The 12,389-nt window shown below is 16.8% G+C and carries 10 protein-coding genes; 1 reads left to right on the plus strand and 9 read right to left on the minus strand.

The genetic code is table 11. The features are described from left to right. Window positions 1-318: 318 nt before the first annotated feature. Window positions 319-1,182, minus strand: coding sequence for an alpha/beta fold hydrolase (locus DH96_RS01030; protein WP_083515900.1), 864 nt, complete (start codon window positions 1,180-1,182; stop codon window positions 319-321). 729 nt (window positions 1,183-1,911) lie between these two features. On the opposite strand from DH96_RS01030, the gene DH96_RS01035 reads away from it, so the two are divergent. Next, window positions 1,912-2,364 (plus strand): hypothetical protein, encoded by a 453-nt coding sequence (locus DH96_RS01035; protein ID WP_146735084.1) that lies wholly within the window; start codon window positions 1,912-1,914, stop codon window positions 2,362-2,364. Between the two features lie 1,718 nt (window positions 2,365-4,082). Here DH96_RS01035 and DH96_RS01045 read toward each other — a convergent pair. The 8 genes from DH96_RS01045 to DH96_RS01080 form a co-directional block, all read right to left on the minus strand. Further along, window positions 4,083-4,877 (minus strand): hypothetical protein, encoded by a 795-nt coding sequence (locus DH96_RS01045; protein ID WP_083515915.1) that lies wholly within the window; start codon window positions 4,875-4,877, stop codon window positions 4,083-4,085. 532 nt (window positions 4,878-5,409) lie between these two features. Next, window positions 5,410-7,002 (minus strand): ABC transporter ATP-binding protein, encoded by a 1,593-nt coding sequence (locus tag DH96_RS01050; RefSeq protein ID WP_066540512.1) that lies wholly within the window; start codon window positions 7,000-7,002, stop codon window positions 5,410-5,412. A gap of 386 nt (window positions 7,003-7,388) precedes the next feature. After that, window positions 7,389-8,186, minus strand: coding sequence for a hypothetical protein (locus DH96_RS01055; protein WP_066540514.1), 798 nt, complete (start codon window positions 8,184-8,186; stop codon window positions 7,389-7,391). Between the two features lie 792 nt (window positions 8,187-8,978). Then, window positions 8,979-9,671, minus strand: a complete 693-nt coding sequence (gene plsY, locus DH96_RS01060; protein WP_066540516.1) for a glycerol-3-phosphate 1-O-acyltransferase PlsY — start codon at window positions 9,669-9,671, stop codon at window positions 8,979-8,981. A gap of 86 nt (window positions 9,672-9,757) precedes the next feature. Next, window positions 9,758-10,441 carry a PAQR family membrane homeostasis protein TrhA gene (gene trhA / locus DH96_RS01065; RefSeq protein WP_160330320.1) on the minus strand — a complete coding sequence of 228 codons (684 nt, stop codon included), beginning with the start codon at window positions 10,439-10,441 and terminating at the stop codon, window positions 9,758-9,760. Between the two features lie 70 nt (window positions 10,442-10,511). Beyond that, on the minus strand, window positions 10,512-10,931 hold the full coding sequence (locus DH96_RS01070; protein ID WP_066540523.1) for an HIT family protein: 420 nt from the start codon (window positions 10,929-10,931) through the stop codon (window positions 10,512-10,514). A gap of 9 nt (window positions 10,932-10,940) precedes the next feature. Continuing rightward, a complete protein-coding gene (gene rnhC, locus DH96_RS01075) occupies window positions 10,941-11,918 on the minus strand; it encodes a ribonuclease HIII (RefSeq protein WP_066540526.1) in 978 nt (325 codons plus the stop codon). 61 nt (window positions 11,919-11,979) lie between these two features. After that, window positions 11,980-12,279 carry a uracil-DNA glycosylase family protein gene (locus tag DH96_RS01080; protein ID WP_083515918.1) on the minus strand — a complete coding sequence of 100 codons (300 nt, stop codon included), beginning with the start codon at window positions 12,277-12,279 and terminating at the stop codon, window positions 11,980-11,982. Window positions 12,280-12,389 lie beyond the last annotated feature (110 nt).

Raw genomic sequence — 12,389 nt, forward strand, 5'->3', positions numbered from 1 at the left:
TAAAATATAATTATTTTTTTTAATAAAACAAAAATTAATCATTATTTAAATTAATCAAACAATTTTTTTTTAATTCCGATAATCAAAAATGGAACAAACAATAAACTACAATTTAAATAAAGATTAAAAAATAATTATTTTTTTGTAAATCTTTAATTAAAAAATATTTCATTAAAATTTACTCTTACTGTTTATAATAAAATTAGATAATAATAATTTTCCTTATTTATAATATAGAGATTATTATATTATTTTTTTTAAAAGAAATTCATATCAAATAACTTCGACTTTAATTTTTTTTCATTTAAATAATTAAACTTATTTTTTTAAAGTTTCTTCTCCTAACCATTCTAAGACATCTTTTATTACTTGTTGATAATTTATATCATGAAATAAATTATGATATGCTTCTGGATATAAAATGATCTTTTTGTTTTGATTATTCATTTTATTAAACATTTCTTGACTATTTTCACAAGAAATAATGTAATCTTGTTGTCCATGAAGTAATAAAATAGATTTTGGATAATAAAATTGTTTGTCTTTAAATTCTTTTTCAAAATATTGAATACTATCAACCATAGTAGTTTTTATAAATTGAGGAGTTATACAAGAAATTCGATATTTTTTCTCTTCTTCATTTAAAGGTATTCTCGCAAATTTTTCATATTGATCTTCTGTAGCAGTTGGAATATTAGATATATTTTGGATCTGATTTTTATCCATAAAAATTTGTACTTCATTTATAATTTTTGTAGGAGAACCGCTATTAATAACACCATCTATATCGTTATATTTAAAAATATAACAATTATTAATGATTCCGCCTAAACTATGTCCTAATAAAATTATCTTTAAGTTATTATCTTGTTTAATTTTTTGAACTATTAAATTTAAATCTTCTAATAAAACATTGTAATCTTGAATATTTGCTATGTTATTTTCATTATAGCTCCTTCCATGACTTCGAAAATCATAAAGAAAAACACTAAAATCAAATTCATTTAAAATTTTTGCTAATTTTATATATTCTTCTGAACTTTCTCCAATACCATGTGTTACAACAATATTAGCTTTAGCGTTATTTACTTTCATAAATTTTGTATAAATATTTTTATCATTTTTAAAAGTATCAGAATCACTTATATTATTATAATTCATAGCTTTTATAAAATTATCCATATTAAGTAAAATAAAAAGCAAAATTAATAAGCAAAATATTAAAAATTTTAAATATTTATATTTATTAATTTTATTTATTTTCAATTCTTTTATCCACTCTTTCTTAATAATATGTTATAAAAAAATATTAAAAAAATTATTATCATTTCAATAATTAAATAATTATTATAGATTAAAAAAATATTTTTTTTAAAAAAAATTTAAATCATTATTTTAAAAAATAAAATTTGAATAATAAATTTAAAAACAATAATAAATATTTTTTTAAAAAACATTAATTTATTAATTTTTAAATCAAAAAAATAAATTTATTAGCTAAATATTACTTTTACTGAAAACTTTATTTATTCACTTTATTTAAACTAATAATATTTGTGCTCTTGAATATATATTCAAAAATATTTATATATTTATTACAATTATTTTTTATTAATTTTCTATAAAAAAAGATTTATAATTATTATGTTTTATATTTAAAAATTTTTTATAATTGATAAATAATTATAAAAATATATGGAAATAATAAAAAATTAATAATTTTTTGAATTTTTATTTTTGAAACTTTTTTCATTATTCAAATATTAAACGAATAATATTAAAATAAATTAAAATCTAAAATAATCTTTGGTACTTTTTTATATTTTAATAACCTGATATTTTTTCATAAACTTTATTTATTATGACAAGACTTATAACTTCTTTATCATTCTATTTAGAAAGTTTTTTAAAATGATGCATTTTAATTCCAAAAAAATACCTTTTAATTTCCTTTTTTTATTTATAATATTTTTATTTTTAATATTCAATCATAATTTAACATCTCATTTAATTTATGCGGGACCAGTTTTTTCTCGGCAAGTTCCAACTGTTTCTTTAGAACAAGAAAAGAAAATTCAACCTTTACAAAATAAAATATATTTTTTATTAAAAGAACAAGATTTAATCACAAAAGAATTATTTCAAATAGAAACTAAAATTCTTTATTTACAAAACGAAAACCAACAAATATTATTATACTCAGAAAAAAACTTTAAATTAAAATCTTTTACTGAATCATCAATATTTCATTTAATTAACAAAAAATATTTTTTTAAAAGAAGAATAAGAGAAATTTTATTAGAAAAAAAATTTTTAGAAAATCAAATAAAAGAAATTTTAAAGTTTAACAATCAAAATATTTAAAAAAAATAAAAGTCTTTTTTATACATTTTAAAAAATATCGTATAAAAAAGACTTTTTATTTTCATATTTATTTCGGAGTAAATAATCATAATGCACACTAAAAACACAATATTGAAGGAAATAATATTACCTAAACATCTCTCAACTAAAGTTAATTATTATGAATCTTGTGCAACGATAAACTCTTTTACTAAAATACAACGATAAACTCTTTTAATCAAAAAAGCTTTTTTTCATACCTCTTCAATAAATACTATTTTCATTTTATCAAAAATAAATTAAAAAACATTTATTTGATAACCCAAAAGTTTTTTAAAATTTTTTGAACTTAATTAGAGACAAATTAAATATCTATTATTTTTTAATTTTTTTTATTTTTATCAAAGAAACTGTAAATTTAAATTTTATTTTATTTCAATTTAAATTGTTGAAAAATATCTAAAAAATTAATTTTAAAAATCATAAATAATAATAAATAATATAAACAATCATAATTAAATAAATAAAAAATTAAATATCATTTAATAACTTATTCAAACTTTATCAAAAATATTCATATCACAATGAAATATTAATATTTTTTAATTTTAATTATTTATATTTTAGTTTTATATTCTTATATATAAAAGTTTCTACTTTATTTAATATTTGTTTTTTAGAATTATATTTTTTTCATAAAATTATTAATAATTTTTTCATAAATCTAAAATTTAATCAAAAATTATTATTTTAACTTCATTATTCTATGTAATCGAAACTACTAAATAATCTAATTTTAAAAAAATTTTTTTTAAAATTTTTAAATTCACTTTCTTAAAAAAGAAATACTATTTAAAATAAAATGACCTTCGAAAAATAGTGAAGATTCTTTTATGAAAGAATATGTGCTCAAAAAAAATTCATAATAATATTATTATCATATTTTTAACTTGAAATATTTATATCAAAAAAAATCCAAAAAATTTTCTTAATTCCATCTATAAACTAAAAGGGTTATTTAATCACAAACATAAACGTTATAAATATAAGTTATAAGAAAATAATTTGTTAATTTCTTCTTTTGTTCAGATTTTCTGCATTATCTTTTTTTAACTATGAATTCATCTAAAAATATTGAAATGATAATTATTTTTTCTTGTTTTTGATTTCATTTCGAAATCCTATTAATACAAAATCATAAAAAAACCAAAATCGAGTAACGTTTAAATTTCGATTATTTTACATTTTTCTTTTAATTATTCATTCAAAATTAATGTTATTTTGTAAAATAATCTTTTTTGGGATTAGTTCAAGTGTATGATAAACTAAATTAATTTCTTAGTTTATCTTCAATTTTTATTCTTAATTCTATTTTATCATTTAGAAGAGAGAGAGACTATATAATATCTTTTTCTTTATTCATTGCTCATAAGTTATTTTGTAGAAAAAAAACAAAATAAAAAAAGAAAAATAATAAATAATTTATTTGCTTAGTTCTTTTAATAAGAAAAGAAAGAGTTTCATTTTTTATCAAAAAATCCTTTATTAAACAATATTTTTGATCTATTTTATAGAAAATAATTAAGATTAAGTGGATCAAAATAAAACAAGTTTTTTGTTGTCGTGGATGTAGTAACATTTGTTAATATTTTGTTTCTTTTCTGTTTTAAATTTAAATTTTTCAGTTTTTTTATATTATTAAAATAATATTAAAAAAAATCAAAAAAATCTTTTTTAATTTATTTTTTAGATTTTATTTTTTTATATAAAATATATAAAAAAAGGATACAGAAAATTAAAACAATTAATAAAAAAATATTATTAATAAAAACTCCTAAAAAACCTTGTTTTTCTTTATAATTATTTATTTTAAAAAAAATAAAAAAAGTTTCACTTAAAACACACTTTTCATTAGGATTCACAAAATTATAAGGATAAGGATATAATTTTTCTTTTGAAAAATATCCTAATAAAAGAGAATAAAAAAGATAAAATAATGGATGGATTAAAGCATAATATGCTTTACGAAGAGTAAAAAAAGAATTAAAATCAACATAATGATAAAAATAAAATATAGTATACAAAATAGGAATATAAAAATGTTGAAATAAACTTATTGTAAAAAAATTATCTGTTATTTCTTTTAATTCATTAGTAGGAGCAGCTATTAAATTCCAAACTATTCCTGTTAATAATATATCAATTAAAACAATAAAAGCTAATATTGGATAATATTTATTTTTTTTAAATTTAGTAAGATTTAAAATTAAAACAATTATTACTAAAAAATTACTTTGACTCGTAAAAAAATAAAAAGTCTGATTTATAAAAGTATATAAAATTATTTTGATACTTTCTATAAAATTTTCTTTATTATTAAAACTTAAATATACGATATCAAAGATTTGTAGTTTCGTTAAATAAGTAATGATAGTAATAATGATAAAAAAATATAAAAATAAATTATAAAAAAAAATATTTTTGGTTTTTCTAATTTTGGTTTGATTTCGATGTTTTTTTAAGATATAATACATACTTTCCTTCTTTTTTAAACTTAAATTGATTATCTCTTTTCAAAAATTTAAATTGGTTAAATCTATAATAAAAAAAATTATTAAATTGATAAGTAAATCTGTTTATTATATAATTATAAATGATTAATAATTACTTTTTATAGTTAAATAGTCAAAAATATATTATGTTTTATCAATTTTTTATTTTATTGATCTAAAAATATTAAAAAAAATATTTTTTATAAAATTTTGATATTATATCTCTTTTTATTATTATTTTTTTATATTACTATCTTTTTTATCATAACTTCGATATAAAAAAAATTAAAAATAAATATTTTGATGAAAATTAATCATTTTTATTATATTAATCTTATTAATTAATTATTTTATATTAATTGTTTTTATATAAAAACAATTAATATAAAATAATTAAAAAATAAAAATTATTATTATTTATTGAGTTATTTTTTATTTTTGTAAATTATCTTTTAATATTTTTTAAAAAAAATTTTTTAAATGTTAATATTATTTTATATTATTTATATTATTATTAATTAATAAATTTAATATGTTTTTTCTTATACCATCGGTTTATGTGTAATTTTAATACTATGATCGAAGATATAAAGATAAAAATAAATAATGGAACAAAAATAGATAAAAAAAGCATAAACATTTCTTTTATATTTTGTTCTTGAATACTTTTTTGAATCGCAACCATAAAAGTACCGAAGTATTGAATCCTCTTCGCAAAATTAGGCATAATCATTTCTAAGAAACACATAAATAAAATAACAAACAGCAATGACATTGAAAAATGATAAAATTCTTTTACTGAAAAAATTCTTTTTATATTTTTTTTAGAAATACCTAAATATTTTAAAATTGACATATTTCTTTCATGTATTTTAAAATATTGTTGGTGTCGAGCGAAAATAATGATTAAACTTAATGGGAACAAAAATAGCCAAAACATAGCAAAACTTATTCCCCAAGATATTAATAATATTTCATTTGGGTCTGCAACTTTTGTCTTGAGAAGAAGGATTTGATAAAATACCTCAAACAATTTTGCAAAAAAATTATCAAATATTGGAGGTTTAGTCAAAAATAATTTATAATATGGTTTAATAATCACCGAATATGTAAAAATACTCATTGCAGTTATAAAATATATAAGAGCCCAATTGTTACAAAATACGGTCAACAAATTTTTTGTGTTTTCTTTGCAAACTTTGAAAATCATTTTAAAATTCAAAGGAAATTGTTTTTTTGACAAAATTGTTTGAAGATTGGTGTCTTTCATTTCTAAAGAATTTAATTTACCTATTTTTGTTTTTAATTCATTTTTTTCAGTTAAATCAAAATTATGTTGGAATATTTTTTTTAAATCATTAGCACTAGTAATATTTAATAAATTGTAATTGATATTTTTTATTGTTTCATCATTACTTGATTTTTTTTTAGACAAATCAGATATTATTTCGCCATTAGAAAATTCAATAATACGATCGCTATAAGTATATGCACTTAATAAATCATGAGTTATTATAATAATTAATTTGTTTGTAGATAATTTTTTTAAAATTTGAAAAATATTTCGACTAGTCTCAAAATCTAAATTACCAGTAGGCTCATCAATCAAAAAAAAATCAGGTTTTTTAAAAATAGTTCGACCTAAAGAAATACGTTGTTTTTCTCCTCCGGAAGTATAAAGCACTTTTTTTTCTTTTAAACTAGAAATGTCTAATTCTGTTAATAAATCATCTATTTTCTTAATATTTGTAGATTTTCCTATTAATTCTTGAGATAAAGAAATATTTTCTCTTACATTTAAAAAAGTAAATAAACAAGATTCTTGAAAAACCATTCCCAATATATGACTATGATAATTATTTATTTCATTTTCTCCTAGACTATGTAATGAAATACCATTTATAAAAATATTTCCAGAATCATAAGATTCAAAACCACTTAATAAGTTTAAAAAAGTTGTTTTACCAGAACCAGATTTACCTATTATACAAACTAAACCAGAAGAAGGCAAAGATAAATTTATATCTTTTAAAGCAAAAGTGTTTTGTTTTTGCTTATCAAAAAATGTTTTATTTAATTTTTGGATGTTTAAAAAACTCATATTCATTATGTTGTTACCTTTTACATTTTTTTTCAACAAAATAAAGTAGTTTATAAAATAAATGATATTTTATTTTAAAATTTTGTCTCAATAAATATCTATTTTATTCCATGATAATTCTAAATTATATTAATTTCGCATTATATAAGTTAAATTATAAGACAATTTTAACTAACTCAATTCTAAACTATTTTTTGTTTTTTGTCAATAATTTTATTAAATATCATAAATAATTTTGAATAAAATCAATATTAAGAAAAAAATAAAAGTTTAAAAAAAAAGAAAGTATTAAAAACTTTCTTCTTAAAATTAAAATTTAATATATTATTAATTTTTGATATTAAATTTTTATATTAAAAACAAATATTTTTTGAAAAAAAATTCTGGATTTTTTATTTAAAAAAAATATCTTTTAAAGTAAAATTAATTTGAAAAACATAATTTGAAACCGTAAAAGAATAATTTTTAAAATTCAAACTTAAAAAAACATTATATTGTTCTATTTCTTTTTTTTCTTCTACTATATTCAAAAAGTCTATAAAAATTATAAAAAGATTTTTTGCTTCAAATATAGAATATGGTCGAGATGTTATTTGAGATGTTATATTTTTTTTGATTTGTTCATCATACATAAAATTAAAAATTTTTCTGTCTCTCCGATAATTAATAGTATCAGGAAGATTTAATTGTTGTATAGAATTATTTATTTTTTTATTTTGTAAATCAGATAATTTTATTTTTTGAGTTTCTTCAAAAGTTTCTTCAAAATCTTTACTAGAATTACTTAAACTTAAGTCTAAATTATTTTTTAAATATTGAATAAAAGATAAATTGATAGAATAATCAATTTGTATTTCAGAATACTTGTTTTGTAATTCTTCTAAAGAATTAATATTTAAAAATTGATTTAATCTTATTGGATCGATATTTTTTAAAGATTGATACAAAAATTGTTCTCCTGCTAAAGAAAAAAGTGGATTTGATAGATTTAAAGAAACTGTTTGTTTATTATAATCATTTAACTCTAATTTAACAGAAGAACAACTTTCTTGAGGAATATATTTTTTTTGTATTGTTTCCATAGCCATCAATTTGTTATTTTTAAATAAAAAAAAATTTATCATAATTAAAAATAAAAATAAATTTATTAAAGTTAAAAATATTTTTTTCTTCTGTTTAACTATCAACATTATTACTTTTCATTTAAACTCCTTATTTTTTTCATTTTAACTAATTTTAAAATAAGTATTTAAAAAATTATTATTTTTTCACCCTTAAACAATAATAATTTTATCACATAAAAAAAGATTTTCTATTTTTTTAATAATCATATTTAGACAATAAAATAAAAAAGTTTTTTACTATTACTATTAAAATAGTACTAAAAAAATTTATAAAAAATGATTTTTAATTGGATTTGCTTTTATTTAATTTTATTTTATGAGTTTCCCTTATATTGAATAATGTTGTTGTTTTGTAAAAGGAAATTTTTTTTAAAATAAATTATTCAATTTTTTTAATAAAAAAATAACAATTTCAACGGAATAACAACAATATTTAATTAACATTATATTATTATATTTTTTTTAAGAAATTTTTTTGACAATTTTTTGTTTTTAACTTCATAAACACTATTTAAATTAATAATATTAAATTTGTTTTTTAAAATAATAAAGAAATATAAATAACCAAAATATTTTAATTTTCTTTTGAATTATAATTTTTAGTAAAAAAAGTTATTTTGTTTAATTTAAACAGAATTTAAAGTTTTAACAATATCTTTTAAATAAAAATATTTTTCTTTTATAAAAAAAAATAATATTTTAAAAATTAAAATAATTGTTAAAATATAAAAAATTAATATAATCTAAAAAATAATTTTTTTAATTTTTGAATAAAAAATAATTGTAGTAAATGCAACAATTATTTTAAATATATGAAATTTTTAATAACCTATATTTCAATATAAAAAATAAAATAGATTAAGTAAAAAGTTTATTTTCTTTCTCATTAAACCATTTAATAATATTATTATAATGTTTACCAAAAATTAATAAAGTTAATAAAAAAATAACTAAAATATCTTCTAAAAAAATAGGATAATAAGGTTGTAAATTAAAATAAAAAAAAATCCATAAAAATAAATTAACTAATAAAGTAGAAATTAAAGATGCTAAAAAAGCATAACCAAATATCCTTACTAAACAAACAAAAGATAAAATACCAAAAATACCAATCCAAGGATTAATACAAAAAATAACACCAACAGAAGTAGCTATTCCTTTTCCTCCTTTAAATCGATTAAAAATAGAAAACATTTGACCTAAAATAGCAGCTATACCAAAATAAATTCTAATTTCTTCTTTTTTTATGATATTAATAAAATTTCTTATATCCAACATTTTAATTAAAAAATAATAACCTAAAGAAATAGAAATAATACCTTTTAAAAAATCTAAAACAAAAATAATTAAACCATATTTAAAACCTAATACACGAACAGCATTAGAAGTGCCAATATTTTTAGATCCTAATGAACTTAAATCTTTTTTTTTAAAAATTTTACCTATAATTAAACCAACAGGTATAGAACCTATCAAATAACAAAAGAAAAAAACTACAATAAAAAAAAGAATAATATTTAAAGATTTTAATTTAACAAATATTTCCCACATTTCACACAATACCTTTTTTCTCAAAAAAATGATAAAAAACAAATTAAAAAAAATAATTTATGATTTTCTAAAATCATATTATCTATTTATAAAATATTGATAAAATTATAGATAGCATAAATATGAGATAAATTACCTAAAATAACAAAAATATGCCAAATAAAATGATAATATTTATAATTTGATGATTTAGAATAAAAAAAAACTCCAATACTATAAATAAAACCACCTAATAAAAGGAAAAAAGTAATAATCCAACTTAAAGATAACAAATCTTTAATACAAATTAATCCATTCCATCCTAAACAAAAATATAAAAACAAATGTATCCTTTTGTTATTCTTAAAATAAAATAATTCGCCTAAAATACCAAATAATACTAAAAAAGTTTGGATAATAAAAATAATCTTGCTTTTATGAGAGAATAAAAAAGACATTTTCTGTTCCACAGGAATATTTACAAGAAGAAAAGGAGTAAAACTTCCCCAAATTAATAAATATATACAAACATGATCTAATTTTTGTAATAAAATTCTAAATCGTGTAAATGAAAAAGCATGATAAAGACAACTCATAATATAAAGCAACAACATAGTAAAGGTAAACAAAAATAAAGGTAAAATATTATAAATATGAAAATAATTTTTTTTTATTAATAATCTATAATAAATGATAAAAATCCAAATACTGACAGGAATCATTAAACCATGAGAAATAGAATTAACTATTTCTTCTATTTTAGTTTGTTTTCTTTTTAATTTTGATTTCATAAAATTCATCCTTTTTAAAAAAATTTAACAAAATAAGTTATAAATTTAAATTTATATTTTTGTAAAAAAGTTATAAATTTAAATTTTTGAGAATATTTTGCTGAATAATTTTGTAATCATTTTCTTTTAATTTATAATTATGATTATTAAAACTAAAATTAACTTCTTTGTTATGAAAACGAGGTATCAAATGAACATGATAATGAAAAATAGTTTGTCCGGCTACTTTACCATTATTATTAATTAAATTAAGACCTTTAGCGTTAAAAGTTTTAATTAAAATTTTACTAATTTTTTTAATTATAACAAACATATGCATTAAAATAAAATCTGGAACTTCAAATATAGAACTATATTCTTCTTTAGTAGCTACTAAAACATGACCTTTAGTTAAAGGATTAATATCTAAAAAAGAAATAACAAATTTGTCTTCATAAATAATATAACTAGGAATTTCTTTATTTATAATTTTTGTAAAAATAGTAACCATATAAAATTATTAATTTTTCTCCTCTACTAAAATTAATTTTTTATCACTTAATATTTTTTTTATGTTTTTAAAATTACATTTAGCTATTTGATTAAAAACAGAAATATTTTTTTTATTATAAATTTCTAATATTTGTTGGTCTACGACAGAAGAAGCACCTAATTTTAAATTAATATTATTATTTTTACTTAATTTTTCTATTTCCTTTAAAAAAAAATATCTAGCTATAATAGAAGCTAAAGCAACACTTAAATAATGTGATTCTGCTTTTGTTTTAAATATAACTAATTTATGAACTTTTTTTTCTTTTTGTAAATAATTAAAATAATTTTTAGGAGAAACAAATTGATCCACAATAACACAAACATCTTTTTTTTTTAATAATATCAATAAATCTAAAATAGCTTTATTATGCATCAAAGCTTTAATTTTATTTAAATTATTTGTTCTAATTAATAAATTATATTGAGGAGGATTTAAAATTTTAACAATATAAGGTATTTTATGATTAATAATCAAATTAGCTATTTTAAAAATTCTTTCCGAAGAAATTTTTTTAGAATCACGAATATTTATTTTATGAAAAAAATCTTTTTTTTTTTTATCTATAAATACCGCACAAACAACTACAGGACCAAAAACATCACCCGTACCTACTTCATCAGAACCAATATTATCATATTCTTCATTACTAAAAAAAGAAAAATTTTTATAAGCAAAAATATCTAAACTTTTAGAATCTAAATTTATATCTTTTATATTTAAATTTAAAATATTAAAAATTAATAAAACATTTTTTTCAATTTTCTTTCCTTGAATTAAACAAATACCGCTATTAAAAATTGTAATCGTATCATTATCTTTTTTAATTATAAAATAAATATGTTTATTTTTACTGTTTAAATTATTTATAATAAAATTTTGAAACTTATTTTTAATAATTTGGATCTGATCAAAATTTAGTTTTAAACTATAATATTTTTTCATAATTAATAATAACAAACTCATTCTAAATAATAAATAAATATTAATATTTGGAAAAAAATTATTATCTATTTAAATTCCAATTAATCGGAATAATATTATTTTCTTTCAAATATTTATTAGTTTTAGAAAAAGGTTTTGAACCAAAAAAACCTTTATTTACAGAATAAAATGAAGGGTGAGAACTTTTAATAATATAATTCTTATCTTTTTTAATATATTTTTCATATTGTTGAGAAAACTTACCCCATAATATATAAACTATTCTTTCTTTTTTATTTAAAAATTTAAAAAAATTTTGAGTAAAATATTGCCATCCAATGTTTTGATGACTTAAAGGTTTCCCTTTTTCTACAGTAAGAATACTATTTAAAAGATCAGGATAGAATTATGACGTTTAACCATACAAGATGGATTTATTACCATAAGCCCCCTACACCACCGGACAAGCAAGTTTCCAAGCATCCGGCGGTT

The organism is Candidatus Phytoplasma oryzae (assembly GCF_003263355.1).
Taxonomy (GTDB): domain Bacteria; phylum Bacillota_I; class Bacilli_A; order Acholeplasmatales; family Acholeplasmataceae; genus Phytoplasma; species Phytoplasma oryzae_B.